Source organism: Sphingobacterium sp. HMA12, assembly GCF_002933815.1.
In the GTDB taxonomy this organism is placed as follows: Bacteria; Bacteroidota; Bacteroidia; order Sphingobacteriales; family Sphingobacteriaceae; genus Sphingobacterium.
In genome coordinates this window covers 13953-32801 of the sequence record NZ_BEYR01000002.1, presented here as the reverse complement: position 1 = coordinate 32801, position 18849 = coordinate 13953, and the positions used below count along the sequence as shown (strand labels likewise).

Below are 18849 nucleotides of genomic sequence, written 5' to 3'. Positions count from 1 at the left end.
TTTGACCGAATGCTCCTGTTTTAGTTTAACCCGTTCTACCCCCTGTCCATGTTTAACAGCACATTCAATATCTTTACAAAAGAAGAGATTATTAGTGTTAATTAATGTAAAAGGGCATTATTCACACAGAAGTTACAATGTATAACTCTAATTTTATTTGTACTTTCGTTCATTTACAGAATAAAAGATGCTACTATCATATTATCAAGATCAACAGGTTGAAGCAGGATGTGACGAGGCAGGCAGAGGTTGCTTGGCAGGACCGGTCTTTGCGGCAGCAGTAATTTTCCCTACCGATTACCATCATGAGCTTCTCAACGATTCGAAAAAACTAAGCGAAAAAAAACGAATGGCATTGCGTCCAATTATTGAACGGGAAGCACTGGCCTACGCTGTGGCGAGTGTTTCAGCGGAAGAAATAGACCGCATCAATATTCACAATGCCAGCTATCTTGCCATGCACAAAGCCTTGGATATGCTACAGATAAAAGCGGAATATATTATTGTGGACGGGAACAGGTTTATTCCTTATCAGACGACTCCCCATTCCTGCATTATCAAAGGGGACGGAAAATATCTTTCTATCGCAGCGGCTTCCATCTTGGCAAAAACCTACCGTGATGAATACATGGACAATATTGCTTCGGATTACCCTGCCTACGATTGGCTTAACAACAAAGGCTATCCGACTGTAAAACATCGAACTGCAGTGCTCGAATATGGCGCAACACCACATCATAGAAAAAGCTTTAGAATAACTGATCCACAGCTCAAATTATTCTAAAGCTTCAAACTTAAAAAAGAAACAGCCAGCTAGGCAGCTGTTTCTTTCTTTGTATCCTTAAAGGAGAAATATATTGCCGCTAAGATTCCCAACCCAAGGATAATCGACGATATTAAAGTCAAAAGATTGCCCATCTTATGTGATTCCGGATCAAAGATAAATTCAACCTTATGTGTACCCGCAGGCAACTGTAAGGCTCTGAGCAAATAATCTGCACGGATAATTGGGAACTCTTTTCCATCCACATAGGCCTTCCAGCCCTTATCGTAAAACACTTCAGAGAATACCGCAAAAGCATCGTTGGTCGTGGTATATTCATACTGCATTTTATCCGGGTGGTAAGATGTCAGTTTAATTTCCCCTGTTGTAGCCGAGCTTGACGTTTTTGCTTTGATTTCATTCTGATACTGCTGATTCACAAAAGCTTCTTTATGCGGATCAAAAGAGCTGATCGCCTGCATTTCTTCTGCATTTCCTTTTACGAAGGTTATTTTATCCACAAACCAGGCGTTCCCAGCCGCTGTGCTCCGTCTCACGATACGCTGTGACTGGTTTTGAGGATCTGTTGTGATCAAATAACGCACATTAAACATGTCCAGCACATCTTCGTTGAGCGCTCCGTTGAATTGATTCTCCAAGATTTCCTGAAAACGCATTAATTTAGCAGCATGATAACCGCCTAATGATTTATGGTAATAGGAAGGACGGGCATCAGAAAATGGATCTGTTGTCAGGTCAAGGACGCGATAACTTGGGTCTTTATCCATTAAGATCAATTGATCAACCTCACGTTGCTGGAATACCTGCTGTGTAGTCGCTCCTTTCTCCATAAAGGATTTGTCATTTAAAAAGCGTTTATCTACACTCCACAGATCGAATAGGAACAGGACAAGCAAAGTCCCCAATAACGCTCCTTCACTGACCTTCCTTTTGAGGTAAAACCAAACAGCCCCGAATGTGAGCAACACAATAACAAAGGAACGATAAGCATCTTTACTTGCGATATCTTTACGATCCAAGACCAATTGATTTGCCAGCTCTGTCGCAAAAGATTTATCACCAATCTGTTGGGTAAACGACTCAATTAAATTATTATGACCAGCATTTCTGAAGTTCAAGAACAAATCCGGCAGCAGACCGATCAGCAGACAAACTCCGCCAACACCGGCAAAAGTATACAGCACTTTCTTATCCAGGTTTGGAATTTCCTTAGCCCGTGTTAGCAATTCATTTACTGTCATGACAGCCATGAGCGGCACTGTAATTGAAACGAGTATCAAGATGGATTCCACTGCCCGAAACTTGTTGTACATTGGGAAATAATCAAAGAATAAATCCGAAACCAATGTAAAGTTCTTTCCAAATGACAAAAGCAATGCTAATACAGTGGTTGTTAATATCCACCATTTGAATTTATTTTTAACGATGACAAGGCCTAAGATAAACAAGAAGAAAACCCCAGCACCAAAATACCAAGGTCCCGAAGTAAAGCGTTTGTCGCCCCAATAAGTAGGCATTCCCTGTGCCATCTGTCCAGCTTGAACTGCCGATGCACCTCCTCTTTCCATAAAGAATTTCGCCACATGCGACTTCTCGTCCAATTGACCACCTGTGGCTCCGCCATAAGCATTCGGAATCAGAAAAGTCATGCTCTCGCCAACACCTTGGCTCCATTCATAAGCATATTCTTTATCAAGCCCTTTTTCTTTTGTACTATTGTTATCGACCTTCGTAATATTAGCATGCCCACGTGTACTCAGCTTACTATACTCCCAGGTTGGCAACAAAATGGAAGCGTTCACCATTAAAGCAATGATAACTGCAATCACCTGCCTCCCCGAGGCGATAAAAAACTCCTTTAGTTGTTTTTGCTTGATCGCATCGACTAGGGTAAAAATAACATATACCATCAACGCCATGAGCAAGTAATATGTTGTCTGTAAGTGATTGACACGAATTTCCAGGGAAAGAAATAACGCCAGCAGCACCGGCCCCCACAGCCTGCTTCCCCGGTAACACATGATCACCGCTGCGATGACAGGCGGTATAAAGGCGATAGCATTGGCCCGGGTGATATGTCCTGCTTCTATATAAATAAAGTTGTATGACGTAAAGGCTATTGCCACTGCGCCCACCGCAGCGAGCCAGGGTTTGATGCGTAATACGCTAAAAAGAAAATAGGCTCCCAAAAGATAAAACAACACCGTGTCCATTGGGCTTGGAAAAACAAATTTGACGGCTTTCAGCAAATAGGTACCAATATTATTTTCGTTCGCCTGCCAGATCTGATAGGTTGGCATTCCACCAAACATGGAATTTGTCCACATAGGAGCCTTCCCATCTTTGGCTTTATAGTCAAATAATTCCTTTTGCCCAGCTTGTGCCTGTACCACATCCGATTGTGCAAGAGTCTTTCCCTGCCAAACGGGCGTGAAATAAAAAAATACTAGCACAATGAATAACGCAATAACGATTAAATGTGCCGAATTTACCTTAAACCAATTTTTCATTTATCCTCTTAGGTTGTTTAAAAGTCTTAAAAGCCAAACTTAGATAAATTTGTTTTTATATACAATTATAATTATGACCAATCTATTAAATATGCTTCGCCTGAGCCGAGAAAGAAAAGATCACGGAATGTCCAAGATCAATGGCGCGATTTCCTAACTTATTTAGACCGTAGTAACGGTTCCTGACAATGAAAGGAAATGCCTTTTTGCAAAAAAGGCCCTAATTATAATTAGGGCCAGCTTGGATTTATTTCATCTTAACGGCAGTTCCCGTTGCTCCGACCATCATCATTCCGCCTGTTCCTACAGTCTGGAAATCCAACCGAACGCCAACGACAGCATCGGCTCCTAATGCCCTAGCGCGGTCTTCAAGCTCACGCAATGCCGCCTCACGGGTTTCCTGAAATGCACGCTCATAAGAATTAGAGCGGCCGCCAAAAAAATCTCTAAAACCGGCCATCATATCTTTAATGGCATTCGCTCCCAAAACAACCTCTGAAGAAACAATACCCAGATAGCGATCGATCTGATGCCCCTCGATAATACTTGTTGTTGTTAATAACATAATTTTATTCTCCTTTTTGAATTAACTTATTAATATTGGACAATTCGCCAAAAACAACTAAGATATCACCTTCTGCCATCACCGTTTCAGAGGTGGCAATACCAGATGCTTCCTTTTGTTCTTTGGTGATTCCGTCCTTTTTTGTCTCCGTAATTTTTACTGTTGTCAGCACGATAATTTTATAAAGGTTGGTCAGATTGGCTTCCCGCAACGTCATTCCGACATAACGCTGTGGCACCTTTGTTTCTACAATAGAATACCGATCTGAGACCTTAAATGAATCAACGATATCAATATTGTCCAACCGCATCGCCAACCGCTCTGCGGCTTCCTCCTCTGGCATGATATACTCATTGATCTCCATGGCTTCCAAAACTGTTTTCTGCAGATCAGAGACAATACGGCCAATGATACGCCTTACTTTTAGTTGCTTTAGGAGTGCAACTGTCATGAGCGATGCGCCTTCATCCTCTCCTATGGCGACAATGACCGCATGTGCATCTTTTAAGGGCAGCGAAGATACAGCCTCCCGATCGGTTGTGTCCAGGCATACTGTATGCGTGATCTTATCTTTGAGCTGCTCTACGATACTTAGATTTCGATCCGCACCGATTACTTCATGACCGAGTTCGGTCAGATGGACACCCAATGAACGCCCGAAGTGCCCTAATCCTAAAACAATATACTTCATAACTCAAACTAAGATAAATTTATTTTATTTGCAAGTCCAATCGTTTTGCAAACAGACACCTTTTGATCTCTTGTATCTTTATACATAAGAAAACAAAATTAAAACAGGATCTTTTCCTCTGGAAATATCATATTTCTACGGGTCGTATTTTTGATAAATGCAACCAATAACGTCAACATTCCCACACGGCCAACCAGCATCGTCACGACTATGATCAATTTTCCGCCCATGCTTAAGGAAGGAGTTACGCCCAAACTTAATCCGCAAGTCGTATATGCCGATAAGGATTCAAAAAGCAAATCCTTCATGCTTTTGTCCGGATCAGTAAAAATAAGAACAAAAAAACTCAGCCCAACGACAAGGAATGACAATAGAATAATCGCAAAAGCCTTATTCACGGATTCACTCGCTATTCTCCGTTTAAAAATTTCAATATATTCCTTTCCTTTTGCCAAAGAAATGATATTCATAAAAGATAGCGCCACTGTCGTCACTTTTACGCCACCTCCAGTAGATCCCGGGGAAGCACCTACCCACATCAATACCATAATCAGAAAGATAGTTGGCGCTCCGACGAAACTCAGATCGATGCTATTGTAGCCTGCCGAACGCGCAGCATTTGCCATAAAAAAAGATGTCGCCCATTCACCGTCAAAGCCTTTTTCCAAAGAAAGTGTATTCTTGCGTTCCAAAAAATAAAAGAACAGGGTTGCTGCAACGATAATAATCGCATTACAGAGCAATACCAATTTAGAGTTAAAACTAAAGCTCCACGCTTTATGTTTGTAATTTTTCTTTGTAACCAAACGGTGGTACCAAAGCAATAGCGACTCCTTGATGTAGGTATAGAAGTTCAATACGATTCCAAAGCCTAATCCGCCAAGAATAAACAACGAAGAGAGAGCCAGCTGAAATGGATAGTTGAACTTATAGGCTTCATTGGTGATTCCGCCAGATAAAATCGAGAATCCAGCGTTACAAAATGAAGAAATGGAATGGAAGATCGAAAAGAAAATCATACTCCCCATATTAGGAAAATTAGTCTTTTCCAAGGTACTAAAGATTAATACCGCACCTAGAAATTCAAACAATAGCGTGATAAATATCATGGTCAATAAGGTTTTGATGACTGAGGCCACCTTATTTTCCCCCAATATTTCACCAAACATCAATTGGTTTTTGAATGAAAATCCGCCAGAAAAAAAATAGCCAAAAAAGCCCGTAAAAGTCATAATTCCGAGCCCCCCGACTTGTATCAATACAATAATAACGGTCTGGCCAAACATGCTAAAGTTGGTCGAAATGTCTGCTACGGATAATCCAGTTATGCAGACAGCGCTGGTCGCCATAAATAAGGCATCGACAAAACTGAGCGGAGCTTCTATTGTTGTTCGCGGCAGCATCAACAGGACTGTTCCGATGAGGATAAGTACGAGAAAGCTGATGACAAACAGTATGGTGGGATTAAAATAAAAATTATCGAAAAAGAGGGTACTTTTGGATAGTTCAGCGATAAAAATAATATAAATCCCCAGATAAATCCACTGCTCGCGGGAAAAGACCGCTAGTGCTTCAATTCCGGCAAAACGGGCTATTAAAATAAAAATAAAATAAATCAGGATGAGCAGTCCCGAGTAATGTTCAACGGCAATTTTTTTTAGCGCATAAATGGATGATGACTCCCGCAACGCAATCATAAAAAAAAGCACAAAAAATAGATAATGGATTGTCTTGCCCAATAATATTCCTAACATCGGGTCTGTGACATAGCCCACGTTGAAAATCACAATTGCAGCACAAATCATGCTGGCGTAGAACATGATCTTATCTACTAGACCGTTTTTATATTTGAAAACAAATCGAACAAAACTTAATATCGAATCTACCATTATAAACCGCAAACTAAGATAAATTTGCCTTATTCAAAAATCAATCTACAATCTTCTCCTCTCATTGGCTGTTTATTTTCACGTGAAACGAAATCTGCCGATGACTTTTGCTCCATCTCGGTTTGCTAATCTCCAGGGTTCTCTTTCTCCAATTCCCTTTCAGCCTTCTCTCGATCCCGTTTTCGTTTTTCTTCTATTTTTGCAGCAGCTTTTGCCTCCTGTTCTTTTTCCTCCTTTAGCAATTCTTCGGCAGTTTTATGCTTTTTAAATATCCCCGAGAATAATTTCTTCGCTTTCTCTACTCCGCTCACGACCTTCTCAACACGATCAGCCGTGTTCATCAATTTTGCCTCACGCTCCGGCCCTAAGCCAACACATTGCTTAATGCCCATCAGCAGACTTTGCCACATAGCCTTGAAGAAGGGATGATAGGGATCCCTATGTTTGTTGATATGCCCTATCGTGTATTTACCATACAGATCGGGGTTGCTGGGGTTGAATAAAACCTGGTTGACCATGAAAGAAAGAAAGCCCTTCTTTTCCCTGCGTCCGTCGTCACCTGTTTCAGAGAGTATATTAACCTTTAGATCATCATAATCCATTTTAAACGTTCCTTTACTCCGGTAATCATTAGCCCAGACATCAAATACGATTTGTTTCAGGTTACCAGATTTAACCTCAACATTCAGCAGTGGCCGAATCATTTTATTGACAACTTTTAAATCCATCGGCCCAAGACTCCCTTTATAGGTATAAGCCCCAACTTTGGAGGTCATATCAAAAACAAAATTGGTCACGAGCTTTCCCGAATTCATAAAATTAGTGCTCAGATTAGCCCGCATGAGCTTCTGCTTCAGCAACTTTGTCGAATCGTTGGTCACATTCAATATTGTACCATAGGTATGATCGAAAGTGATGGTTCCTATCTGGCTATATTCATCGCTCATCTCCGAATAGGAAATGCCAATATTATCCAAGATCAGCGAATCAATTCCCAACCGGGTTGACATCTGCATCAATTTCATGTGTGGTGCATTTCCGATCTGCCGGGTAGCAGGACTTTTATAATGCTTATCACTATAGATGGACAGTTGTCCATTTTTTAAGAACGCTTTTTGTGCATAAACCTTTTTATCTCTTGAAAGCTGTCCAAAATTGAACTCCGACAGTTTAAGGGTGTCCATTTTAAAAACAACATAACTCCCGCCTTCACCTTTCTTCTTATAGTAAGCCGCTTTATTTAAGGTCGGTTGGTAAGCCACTTTAGTCAAAAGGACATTTCTTTCTTTACTATTGATCTTAAGCTTATCAAAATTGATTTTATAAAATCCATCCGGAGTTTGATAAGTAAAGCCCGGCACCTCAATGTCTATCATCTTCGTATGATAAAAACGCTGTCTATCTTGTTCCGAAGTTGAATCAATAAGAACATCATCGATCCGCACCTTTACTTTTTTTATTTCAAAGTCCTGATGTACACCCTTTTGTACCTGCGTATATTTAAAATCTATATTATTCAAGTTGACCGCTTCAACATGAATCTTTTTTAAATTATCTTTTATCTTCTCATATAAAGGTTTCTTAGGACCTTGGCTCACCGTGTCATTATAACTATGCACTTCATTGATGACATGTATAGTGGGTGTATCTACAGTGACATCATGTAAAAAAAGCTCTTTATCCATCAGCACCTTACGGATGCCAAAACTTTTAATCTTAAGCTTATTGATAATTATTGCGTAGCGATTGTCCGGAGCCTTTTTGAGAAGCTCCAATTTCTTATACACTACGCTATCCGGAATTAAATGAAGGTTATCAATGGTCAGATTCCCCAACGCCAGATTAACATGGATATCATCATAGTGAACCGTATACAGGCTATCTGTTGCCTGCAAAACCAACTGCTTTATTTTGGTATCCAGCAGCGGCTTCCATTTATTGCTAAAATACATAATGCTTCCGGTCAAAGCCAGAAGGATAAACACAACAATTCCAATGATCCACTTAAAAATAGGCTTCATAAAGTCACAATCTCTTTGTAATTTAGTCTTTATTTTATTGAATAGCAAACAAGATCAATTCCCCTTTTGTTTCAACTACTATTAAATTAAGCAAATATGCAGCTCCGAACACGACTTTTTTTATTTTTTATACCGTTTTGGCTACTTGTATTCAATTCTTGTTCAGATTCCAAACCCGAAACAGGCTTCTATTTTTGGAAAACGGTCTTTCAACTGGACACGATGGAACATCGCGCACTAGAAGAAATCAACGCCAAATCCATCTATACAAGAATTATGGACATAGACTTTGATCCATCCGGTGTTCAGGCTATCCCGATAAGCCCCATTACCTTCTCCCAGCAATTCCCTAAAGGACAAGCGTTAATACCAGTCGTGTTTATCAACCAGCGTATTTTTTCAGAAATAGACAGTTTACAGATAAGGGCTTTAGCCAATAAAATTGTTCCATTTGTCGCTGCAAAAATTAAGCAGGCTGGCAAAGAAAATTTTAACGAATTACAACTGGACTGTGACTGGACTCAATCCTCACGAGACAAATTCTTCTACCTGCTCAAGTACCTACAAGAATTACCTGATTTAAAGGGTATTATAGTAAGCTCAACATTAAGATTACATCAGGTTAAGAATACCGTCACAAGTGGTATCCCGCCAGTAAAGAAAGTGACGTTAATGTGTTACAACATGGGCAACTTGCGCCAATTCGGAAACCAAAATTCTATCCTGAATCAACAGGACTTAAATACCTATTTAGGTGGTACGTTACGCAATTATCCAATGGAAATGGATATTGCTCTTCCCCTATTTCAATGGTTTGTCGTCTTTAGAAATAATAGTTACATTGGCATTTCAAAATATATTAGCGAGCAGGATCTCAATAACACAGCCCTATTTACCCATAATCCGAATAGTAACTTATATATTTTAACTATCGATCTCCCCAAAGCAAACCTCAAAAAAGGGGATGTCGTGCGCTTTGAGAAAGTAACACAAAACGATCTTTTGCAAACGGCAAAATTTTTGAGGGGAGAGTTGAAAGGAAAAAAACATCAGATTATTTTTTATCATTTAGATCAAGCTACATTAGCAAATCATGGCAATGCCGAGTTACAGGAAATTATTCGTGCTTTCTAGCACTACGATTGCATTCTTCTTTGGAGAAATTGCAACAAATATCGCTTGTGGTCCCGAAGTGGATCCCTATGACAACCAAACGACTTATTATCTTCCCAATCTTGAGGACAATGGGTTTTCTGCATTTCAATACATCCCTTATCAATTTCTCTATACTGAAGAGGCTCCAGTTAAGGAAAGCCTCGTTAACAGCAAAGCTTGGGCAAAACACTTGGGACCAGGAGTAAATGCAGATGATATCGAACAATTGATGTACCGCAGCGATTCGGCTACGGCTGATTTGGTCAGTAATCAAAAAAAATTATCCTGGAGCAATCTTCCTGACTCCATCAAAGGAAATACATTTTTACAAACCTTAATTGATGGTAAGCATGAGCCAGAACGAGCTTACTTTGTTTTCACAAAAAAGCAAGAGCCTATTACAAATGTTCAGCAGAATTACTGGGATCCCGATACACGGAATTTTAAAGAGATCGTACAATATGCTGAACTCGCCGAAGCGCAGATCAATAAGCATAAAAAAAACAGCTTCCTTTTTGTACGTTATGCCTATCAGGCCGCACGCTTATATCTATTTGGTCAGGAATACGGGAAAAGTATCGCTATTTATGAAAAATACTTGCAGCCCATTAAAGGGAATGATGCAATTCTAAATTGGGCACTTTCAAACTATGCTGGCGCTGTCGGTAAAAATGGAGATGGAGCCAAAGCGGCCTACCTTTTTTCCAGATTATTCACGGCAAGTCCCGAACGACGTGTTTTGGCCTACTCAAATTTTCATTATATCACAGCTTCCGATACTGAAATTTTTCAATATGCAGCTAATGATGCCGACAATTTTAATATTAACGCCATTATTGGTTTCGGTACAGGAGACCGCACCATGAAATATCTAAACGCCTGTTACAAGCTTGATCCAGCTAATACAGTAAATGCCGTTTTGCTAGGAAGAGAAGTCAATAAAATAGAAGGCGACATGAATGAGTCTTTTTATATCGGCTATGGCGAAAACTATAATTATTACTCCCGAAACGAAGATAAAAACACGGTTAAACAACACTTGGATTCCCTTCGCAACTTTGCTTTAAACCTCTATCAGGACAAAAAATACGTCCAACCACAGCTCGGCTTGGTTACGGCAGCCTATTTAAGCTGGATGAACAAAGAAAATGATCTTGCAAAAAAATATCTTGCTCGGGTAAAGGAAAGTGACCTGAACCCCAAGCTGGCAGATCAATATCAGATTACGGCATTACTTACACAGTTAGCAGATTGGCAAACCAGCAAACAGATAGACCAACCAAAACTTGTAAAAACATTAGCGTGGCTGGAGGAGAAGGCCAAACAGGATGGTAAAAGTTCAAGCAAGAAAAACGAATGGAGCTATAGTGCTTTCGAATATAGCAACTATAGTTTAATCGCCAGAAACATACTCCAGAATCTCGTCGTCAAACACTATCTCAGCACGCAGGATACTGCTATGGCGAGTTTAGCCGCTGTTAAAGCAGATATTTTCTATAATTATGGTGTTGCAAAGGATTCTCTTGAAGACAACATGCAATGGTCCACCATGCACTTTTGGGAAAATAGCCTTACACCTAAAACATTATTAAAAATAAGCGCTTTATTATCCGACAACACACAACAAAACACATTGTCCCGATTTTTACTTGAAGATATCAAGCATTTCAATAGAGACTATCTGACAGAGCTTCTGGGGACCGCATATTTACGGGAACTAGACTTCCAAAATGCAGCCAAAACACTACAGGCACTTCCTAAAGATCACAAAATAAAAGAAATAAAGAACTCGTACAGCGAAGACGAATATAATATTATACCCAGTCCATTCATCGTCACCATCAATGATTATCCCAAAAAATACGGAAAAGAGAATACAACCAAGCTAAAATATGCTGAACGTATGGCGCGATTGGAAAATGCCATAAAAAGCGAAAAAAACAATCAGAGGAAAGCAGACTATTATTTTCAGATGGCTACAGGAATTTATCAGACCAGTACCTATGGAAATGCCTGGTCATTGGTTTCTTACGACTGGTCATCCACAGACAGTCATGCCGCCTCAACGATACACTGGCAACGGAATTATTTACAGACAAAATCAGCAAAAGAATGGTATTCCAAAGCCCGTTCACTGAGCTCAGATAAAGAATTTAAGGCCAAATGTACCTTCATGCTGGCAAAATGTGAACAGAAAGATTTCGTTTATACAGATGAAACACGCTGGCAATATTATGACTCCCCATTGAAAAATCCGTTCTACCGCTTTTCGCTGCAGAATAAATACTTTAAAGAACTAAACACACAATATAAGGACACACCTTTTTTCAATATGGCTTCAAAGGAATGTACCTATTTAAGGGACTACCTCAATCTAACACAAGCCATAAAATAAACGCTCGCGTCCTTCTTAATATAAAAAGGCTTCCATATGAAAGCCTTTTTATATTAAGCTCTGCTATCTTCATTATGATATATACTGAGATAACTATCGTAGCGAGAGGATTCAATCTCTCCATCCTCAACGGCTTCCATAATCACACAGCCCGGCTCGTTGATATGTCTACAATTATTGAATCGGCATTGGTTCATCAACGCGCGCATCTCCGGAAAAAAGTGAGACAGCTCTTGTTTTTCGATATCTACGATTCCCAATTCGCGAATGCCGGGCGTATCAATCAATTTTCCCCCAAATGGCAAATCAAACATTTCTGCAAATGTCGTTGTATGCTTTCCTTTGTCAGACCAGTCTGAAATTTCACCCGTTTTCAGACCATATTCAGGTACAATTGCGTTGATCAATGTGGATTTCCCCACACCGGAATGTCCCGAAACCAAAGTAATTTTATCCTGAAGCAACCCCTTGACAACATCAATATTCTTTCCCGTCAGGGCCGATACCTCATAACACAGATAACCTATCCGTTCATAAATAGCTTTATACTCGGCCAATATCTCTAGCCCCTCATCACTAAAAAGGTCGAGTTTATTAAAAATAAGTACCGCTGGTATGCCGTAAGCTTCGGTCGTGACCAAAAAACGGTCGATAAAACCCAAAGACGTTGGTGGAGAAGCCAAAGTGACCACCAGCAAAGCTTGGTCTAAGTTTGCTCCGATAATTTGCGTTTGTTTAGAAAGATTCACCGACTTTCGAATAATGTAATTGCGACGGGGCTCCAGCTCACGAATGACAGCACTTTCAAGATCCGGCTCTACATCAAAATGCACCCAATCGCCCACAGCTACCGGGTTGGTTGTTTTAATTCCCTTGGTACGAAATTTCCCTTTGATCCGGCAATCATATCTTTTGCCGTCTTCGCCCAAAACCTGATACCAACTACCCGTGGACTTTGTTACCAATCCTCTCATAGAACCTGTTGCATTAAATGTGTCATTGCACAAAAATCGGAAAAATTTATTAAACTTACGGTTTGATGAATTTCTTACCTTTGTAAGGAGACTAAAATTCAATTTTGTGAAAAAACTATTTCTTTTAGATGGAATGGCTCTTATATATAGAGCATATTTTGCATTGAGCAAGACCCCACGCATCACCTCGACAGGGTTGAATACGGGGGCAATCATGGGATTTACCAATACACTATTGGAGGTATTGAAAAATCAGCAACCTTCTCATATAGCAGTAGTGTTCGACACGGATGCACCTACCGCACGCCATATTGAATTTGAAGCCTATAAAGCACATCGTGAAAAAATGCCCGAAGACCTCGCAGCTTCTATTCCTTATATCTATCGCCTGATTGAAGGATTTAATATCCCAATTATTACAATGGACGGCTATGAAGCGGATGATATCATCGGAACATTGGCGAAAAAAGCAGAGCAAGAGAACTTCCAAGTCTACTGTATGACACCGGATAAAGATTTTGGTCAGCTTGTCTCGGACAATATTTTTATTTACAAACCGGCACGCATGGGCAATGGCGCTGAAGTACAAGGAGTCAAGGAAATTCTCGAAAAATGGGAAGTTACTGATGTCTGCCAGGTCATTGATATTTTGGGCCTATGGGGGGATGCTGTAGATAATATTCCAGGAATTCCCGGCATCGGAGAGAAAACGGCAAAGAAACTTGTTCAGGAATTTGGCTCCGTGGAAGGCATTATAGCCAATGCGGATCAGCTTAAGGGTAAAATGCGTGAAAATGTCGAAAATTTTGCCGAACAGGGGCTGATCTCAAAAAAACTAGCAACAATACTATTGGATGTTCCAGTTGAACTTAACGAAAAGGCATTGGAACTTGAGGATCCGAATAAAGAGATTCTCGAACCGCTTTTTGCTGAATTGGAATTTAGAACGCTTGGGAAAAGAGTATTTGGAGAAGATTTCTCCATCCTTGAGAAAAGTGCTCCTGTAAATGGGCAGATGGATTTATTTGCTGTACAGACAACAACTATAACCACAAGTACCGCTATAGAAATAGAAGCATCTAGTGAAAATATTGTTCTCAACAACATCCATAATACGACACACGAATACACGCTAGTAGATACTCGTGATGAACAAGAAAAGCTTGCCAAGGAGCTAGCCACAAAGGACAGCTTTTGCTTTGATACTGAAACAACAGGATTAGACGCGAATCTTGCTGATATTGTCGGGTTATCTTTTTCGTTTGAAACAGGAAAAGCATACTATATTCCTACGCCAGCAGATCGGGAAGAAGCACAGCGCATCGTCGATATCTTTAAGCCGGTACTGGAAAATCCAACCATTGAAAAGATAGGTCAAAACATCAAATACGATATTCTCTTATTGGCAAGATATGGCGTTAAGGTTCAAGGGACCTTATTCGATACCATGTTAGCCCATTACCTCATCGACCCGGATACGCGGCATGGCATGGATGTACTTGCAGAGAACTATTTAAATTATACCCCAGTCTCAATTACCGAACTCATTGGAGAAAAAGGGAAAAAGCAAGGAAATATGCGCGATGTTGATTTCGAGAAAATCAAGGAATATGCAGCGGAAGATGCGGACATTACTTTACAGCTAAAAAACGTTTTTCAACCTCTTTTGGTAGAAACAGACACCTTGCAATTAGCTCAGGAAGTTGAGTTTCCCCTTGTTTATGTACTTGCGGAAATCGAGCGTAACGGCGTAAAAGTGGATGTTCCCGCCCTTGGTGAATTTTCAAAAACCTTAGAACAGGACATCCGGAATCTCGAGGAGTCTATATTTGAAAAGGCAGGAGTTAACTTTAATATCGCATCTCCCAAACAATTAGGTGAAGTGCTGTTCGATAAACTCCAATTGGATCCAAAGGCAAAAAAAACAAAAACAGGGCAATATAAAACTGGTGAAGATGTTTTATTAACGTTAGCGCACAAGTCGGATATCGTTCAGGACATTTTGAATTTTAGACAATTACAGAAATTAAAATCAACTTATGTAGATTCACTACCTGAATTGATCAATCCAGAAACCGGTCTGATTCATACATCCTACAATCAAGCTGTCGCAGCCACTGGCCGCCTAAGCTCTACCAACCCCAATTTGCAGAATATTCCGATCCGCACGGAAAGAGGCCGGGAAGTGAGAAAAGCATTTATTCCACGCTCATCGGATAACGTGATCCTGTCTGCCGATTATTCACAGATCGAATTGCGTTTAATTGCAGAACTGAGCAAAGATCAAAATATGCTGGAAGCCTTTAGTCAAGGACATGATATCCACCGCGCTACGGCAGCAAAAGTGTATAAAACGGTTTTTGATGAAGTGACATCGGAACAAAGACGTAATGCGAAAGCCGTAAACTTTGGGATTATTTATGGTCAGTCAGCCTTTGGTTTATCTCAAAATCTAGGTATCGCGCGTAAAGAAGCCGCTGACATCATCAACGAATACTTCAACCAATATACGGGCATAAAAAAGTATATGAGCGATGCTGTTGAATTTGCGAAAGAGAAAGGTTACGTTGAAACAATTTTAAAGCGTAGACGTTATTTGAGAGACATTAATTCCGCAAACATGACCGTTCGCGGATTTGCTGAACGAAATGCAATCAACGCACCGATTCAGGGATCTGCTGCGGATTTGATCAAAATTGCCATGATTGCAATACAAAAAGAAATCGAACAGCAGGGACTCAAAGGCAAAATGATTATGCAGGTTCATGATGAACTGGTCTTTGATGTTCCGAAACAAGAGATCGAAGCATTCAAAACCATTATTCTGGATAAAATGACAAATGCTATAAAAACGACAGTCCCATTAGTCGTTGAAATCGGAGAAGGTAAAAATTGGCTTGAAGCACATTAATTTTTGTTATGACTAAAAAATTCATTTATATACTGTTGTTTTTATCATCGTTCTGCTTTAAAACTATTTTAGCACAAGAAGATAAACCCGTATTTTACGAAAAATTAGATCAGGGATTGATTCGTTTCTATTTTGATAAGTATTATTATCTGGCTTCAAAAGAATGCGAATTTAAATCAATTGAGCGCGTCAGCAAATTTGATTTCACAAAGCAGATTTTCGACGGGGAATTCCGCGATTTTGCTCCCAATGGCAATCGCATACTGATAGGGAACTATATAGATGGTAAAAAGGAGGGCTTATTTCAGGCTTTTCACCCAAATGGTGTGCTAAAATGGGCGATAAATTTTAAAGGTAACTATCCTGTTGGCGATTGGAAGTATTATTATCCTGATGGCAAGCCGTTATTGACGATCTCCTATGGTGATTTCGGTTATTTTATCAAAGATTACTGGGACAACCGGGGAAAACAGGAAGTTATTGACGGTGAAGGAAACTATGAATTTGCAATACCTTTTGAAGGCTTCACCGAATTTGGTTATGATTTTTACCTTCGCAAAGGTAAAGTAAAAGGCGGTAAACCACAGGGAAATTGGAACACTTACTTTTACAATGTGGGACAACAGCCTATTTATGCGATGACACAACGATTTGTCAATGGAAAAATCATTGCGACCTATGATGATAATGGGGAACTCCCAAGCGAAGATTTTCAGTCGTTGAGCATTCTGCCCTACGACTATTTTGTCCGTGCAGAATTATTACAGAGTAAATCCTGTAATTTTGACGACTATTCAAATTTTTATACGTTTGTTGCCAAACGCTTTACAGAGGGCTTCAATAAAAGCGGGATTGAAGTTAGCGGTCAACTAAACTTTTCCTATGATGTTGAGGTCAAAAAAACAGGGATGGCCAATTTACGGAGCCTCAAATTGAATGTAGACTCCAATAATGAAAATTATCACAATATTTTGAACCGAATTGCTAAAAGCATAGATTTTTATTTTCCAACCTACAAACAGGATCAACCTCAGGACGATACAATCAAAGTTTCTGGAAGTATCGCGATAGGAAGTGACGGAAAAATCTATACGCATTCAATTAAAATCGAAAGACAAATAGACAATTCGAGTAAATAATTATCTTTGCAGAAATAAATAGATATGAAATTCCATAAAGAAGGATATACCACCTTAGCGATTGCTGTACTTTTTATCTTTATCATCAATGCCATTGCGGATTATTATGATGCATCACAGTATGTCAAATGGTTTATTTATGCCCTTTCAGCATTCCTATTCGTTACCGTTGTCCAATTTTTTAGAAGCCCTAGGAAAATAGTCGTTCCACAAGATGGCACAATCCTATGTCCCGCTGACGGAAAAGTGGTGGTCATCGAAGAAACGGAAGAAAACGAGTATTTTCATGACAGAAGGATACAGGTCTCTATTTTCATGTCTCCTGTCAATGTGCATGTGAATCGAAATCCAATCAGCGGTTTGGTCACATTTTTCAAATATCACCCAGGAAAATTCTTGGTTGCCTGGCACCCAAAATCCTCTACAGATAACGAAAGAACTACAGTAGTTGTGAAAGACAAAGAAGGAAGAGAAGTTCTTTTCCGTCAAATCGCAGGCGCATTGGCACGCCGCATTGTTTGGTACGTAAAAGAAAATGATCAGGTGGTTCAGGGGGATGAGTTCGGTTTTATCAAATTTGGTTCGCGGGTTGATCTATTCTTGCCTTTAGGAACAAAGATCAATGTGAACATTGGCGATAAGGTTACCGGAGCTAAGACCATTATTGGGAAATTTTAACAATTTATTAATATCAATATAAGTAACTTAGGCCCCAATTAGGGGCCTTTTTTATTCAGCAAATGAATTTTAGACAATTATTATTGGCAAACTCCGCGGGTGTTGGCGTTGCAATATCCACCATCAGCTTTTATTATAAACATGATCTCCAGACTGCACTGATTATCTTTTTTGTTGCACTGGTTATCTGTTTTCTTCTATTCAACTACCTGTTCGAGAAATATATCTATCGTCGTCTTAATACCATGTATAAGTTGATTCACAATCTGAAACTCGGTAAGGATCTTAAAGATGCGATTGGCGAACACGTTAGTGAGGACCCCATTACAGATGCAGAAAACGACGTAAAAGCCTGGGCAAAAGACAAAAAAAATGAAATCGAACAGTTAAAATCTCAGGAGAAATTCCGGCGGGAGTTCCTCTCCAATATATCCCACGAATTCAAAACGCCTCTTTTTGCCACACAGGGCTACATTGAAACCCTGCAAGACGGATTAATGGAAGAGGATATGGAAATGGCAAAAAATTTCTTGGATAAAGCAGCACGTAACCTCGACAGACTGAATTACCTGATTCAGGATTTAGATGAAATATCCAAACTTGAGTCTGGCAAAATGGTCTTGAACATCGAAAAATTTGATATTGTAGACCTGATCAAAGACACTTCGTACTCATTGGAAGACAAAGCCAAACAGCACAATATCAAAATCGAGTTCAAGCCCAAGGCCGGGACACCACATTGGGTGAAAGCCGATCGCAATAAAGTACATCAGGTACTGTATAATCTGATAGACAACTCACTTAAATACGGAAAAGAAGGTGGAACCACAAAAATCAAAATTTTTCCACTTTTTGAGCAAGTACTCATAGAAATCACCGACGATGGATATGGCATTGAAGAAAAAAACCTCAGTCGTGTATTCGAACGATTCTTTCGGACAGACAAAAGTAGATCCCGAGATATTGGCGGATCGGGTTTAGGTCTCGCCATTGTAAAGCATATTATTGAAGCCCATCAACAAAATGTTAATGTCCGTAGTACCGAGGGTATTGGAACCACTTTTGGCTTTACTTTACAAAAAGTTCAGACCGGAGATTAAACAATTGATGACACTTTTGTGTTTAAACAAAACCAAT

The 18849-nt window shown here is 39.8% G+C and carries 13 protein-coding genes; 7 read left to right on the top strand and 6 right to left on the bottom strand.

What is annotated here, in order from left to right:
* Positions 1-187 precede the first annotated feature (187 nt).
* A complete protein-coding gene (locus HMAT_RS13830) occupies positions 188-784 on the top strand; it encodes a ribonuclease HII (protein ID WP_104383462.1) in 597 nt (198 codons plus the stop codon).
* A 29-nt stretch (positions 785-813) separates the two neighbouring features.
* On the opposite strand, the gene HMAT_RS13825 is transcribed toward HMAT_RS13830, so the two are convergent.
* From HMAT_RS13825 to HMAT_RS13805, 5 genes are all read right to left on the bottom strand, one after another.
* Positions 814-3294 carry a YfhO family protein gene (locus HMAT_RS13825; protein WP_104383461.1) on the bottom strand — a complete coding sequence of 827 codons (2481 nt, stop codon included), beginning with the start codon at positions 3292-3294 and terminating at the stop codon, positions 814-816.
* 247 nt (positions 3295-3541) lie between these two features.
* Positions 3542-3859: a YbjQ family protein gene (locus HMAT_RS13820; protein WP_104383460.1), complete on the bottom strand. Its 318-nt coding sequence runs from the start codon at positions 3857-3859 to the stop codon at positions 3542-3544.
* Between the two features lie 4 nt (positions 3860-3863).
* On the bottom strand, positions 3864-4550 hold the full coding sequence (locus HMAT_RS13815; protein ID WP_104383459.1) for a TrkA family potassium uptake protein: 687 nt from the start codon (positions 4548-4550) through the stop codon (positions 3864-3866).
* 98 nt (positions 4551-4648) lie between these two features.
* Positions 4649-6439: a TrkH family potassium uptake protein gene (locus tag HMAT_RS13810; protein ID WP_233789308.1), complete on the bottom strand. Its 1791-nt coding sequence runs from the start codon at positions 6437-6439 to the stop codon at positions 4649-4651.
* Positions 6440-6564: 125 nt separating this feature from the next.
* Positions 6565-8460 carry a hypothetical protein gene (locus tag HMAT_RS13805; protein ID WP_199768671.1) on the bottom strand — a complete coding sequence of 632 codons (1896 nt, stop codon included), beginning with the start codon at positions 8458-8460 and terminating at the stop codon, positions 6565-6567.
* Between the two features lie 96 nt (positions 8461-8556).
* On the opposite strand from HMAT_RS13805, the gene HMAT_RS13800 reads away from it, so the two are divergent.
* Positions 8557-9594 carry a hypothetical protein gene (locus tag HMAT_RS13800; RefSeq protein ID WP_104383458.1) on the top strand — a complete coding sequence of 346 codons (1038 nt, stop codon included), beginning with the start codon at positions 8557-8559 and terminating at the stop codon, positions 9592-9594.
* Positions 9554-12010, top strand: a complete 2457-nt coding sequence (locus tag HMAT_RS13795) for a hypothetical protein (protein WP_104383457.1) — start codon at positions 9554-9556, stop codon at positions 12008-12010. The genes HMAT_RS13800 and HMAT_RS13795 overlap by 41 nt, the downstream gene beginning before the upstream one ends.
* A 53-nt stretch (positions 12011-12063) precedes the next feature.
* Here HMAT_RS13795 and rsgA read toward each other — a convergent pair whose 3' ends face one another.
* Positions 12064-12984, bottom strand: a complete 921-nt coding sequence (gene rsgA, locus HMAT_RS13790) for a ribosome small subunit-dependent GTPase A (protein ID WP_104383456.1) — start codon at positions 12982-12984, stop codon at positions 12064-12066.
* Between the two features lie 106 nt (positions 12985-13090).
* On the opposite strand from rsgA, the gene polA reads away from it, so the two are divergent.
* The 4 genes from polA (at position 13091) to HMAT_RS13770 (ending at position 18812) form a co-directional block, all read left to right on the top strand.
* Positions 13091-15895 carry a DNA polymerase I gene (polA, locus tag HMAT_RS13785; RefSeq protein WP_104383999.1) on the top strand — a complete coding sequence of 935 codons (2805 nt, stop codon included), beginning with the start codon at positions 13091-13093 and terminating at the stop codon, positions 15893-15895.
* A gap of 8 nt (positions 15896-15903) precedes the next feature.
* Positions 15904-17034, top strand: a complete 1131-nt coding sequence (locus tag HMAT_RS13780) for a toxin-antitoxin system YwqK family antitoxin (protein ID WP_104383455.1) — start codon at positions 15904-15906, stop codon at positions 17032-17034.
* A 24-nt stretch (positions 17035-17058) separates the two neighbouring features.
* Positions 17059-17712, top strand: coding sequence for a phosphatidylserine decarboxylase family protein (locus HMAT_RS13775; protein WP_104383454.1), 654 nt, complete (start codon positions 17059-17061; stop codon positions 17710-17712).
* A gap of 62 nt (positions 17713-17774) precedes the next feature.
* The gene (locus tag HMAT_RS13770) at positions 17775-18812 is read left to right on the top strand and encodes a cell wall metabolism sensor histidine kinase WalK (RefSeq protein WP_104383453.1); all 1038 of its coding nucleotides are present in this window, start codon (positions 17775-17777) and stop codon (positions 18810-18812) included.
* Positions 18813-18849 lie beyond the last annotated feature (37 nt).

Coding starts and splice junctions, on each gene's coding strand:
- HMAT_RS13805 (WP_199768671.1), bottom strand. CDS start 8,460: ATGAAGCCTATTTTTAAGTGGATCATTGGAATTGTTGTGTTTATCCTT.
- HMAT_RS13820 (WP_104383460.1), bottom strand. CDS start 3,859: ATGTTATTAACAACAACAAGTATTATCGAGGGGCATCAGATCGATCGC.
- HMAT_RS13810 (WP_233789308.1), bottom strand. CDS start 6,439: ATGGTAGATTCGATATTAAGTTTTGTTCGATTTGTTTTCAAATATAAA.
- HMAT_RS13770 (WP_104383453.1), top strand. CDS start 17,775: ATGAATTTTAGACAATTATTATTGGCAAACTCCGCGGGTGTTGGCGTT.
- HMAT_RS13800 (WP_104383458.1), top strand. CDS start 8,557: ATGCAGCTCCGAACACGACTTTTTTTATTTTTTATACCGTTTTGGCTA.
- rsgA (WP_104383456.1), bottom strand. CDS start 12,984: ATGAGAGGATTGGTAACAAAGTCCACGGGTAGTTGGTATCAGGTTTTG.
- HMAT_RS13795 (WP_104383457.1), top strand. CDS start 9,554: ATGGCAATGCCGAGTTACAGGAAATTATTCGTGCTTTCTAGCACTACG.
- HMAT_RS13775 (WP_104383454.1), top strand. CDS start 17,059: ATGAAATTCCATAAAGAAGGATATACCACCTTAGCGATTGCTGTACTT.
- HMAT_RS13780 (WP_104383455.1), top strand. CDS start 15,904: ATGACTAAAAAATTCATTTATATACTGTTGTTTTTATCATCGTTCTGC.
- HMAT_RS13825 (WP_104383461.1), bottom strand. CDS start 3,294: ATGAAAAATTGGTTTAAGGTAAATTCGGCACATTTAATCGTTATTGCG.
- HMAT_RS13815 (WP_104383459.1), bottom strand. CDS start 4,550: ATGAAGTATATTGTTTTAGGATTAGGGCACTTCGGGCGTTCATTGGGT.
- HMAT_RS13830 (WP_104383462.1), top strand. CDS start 188: ATGCTACTATCATATTATCAAGATCAACAGGTTGAAGCAGGATGTGAC.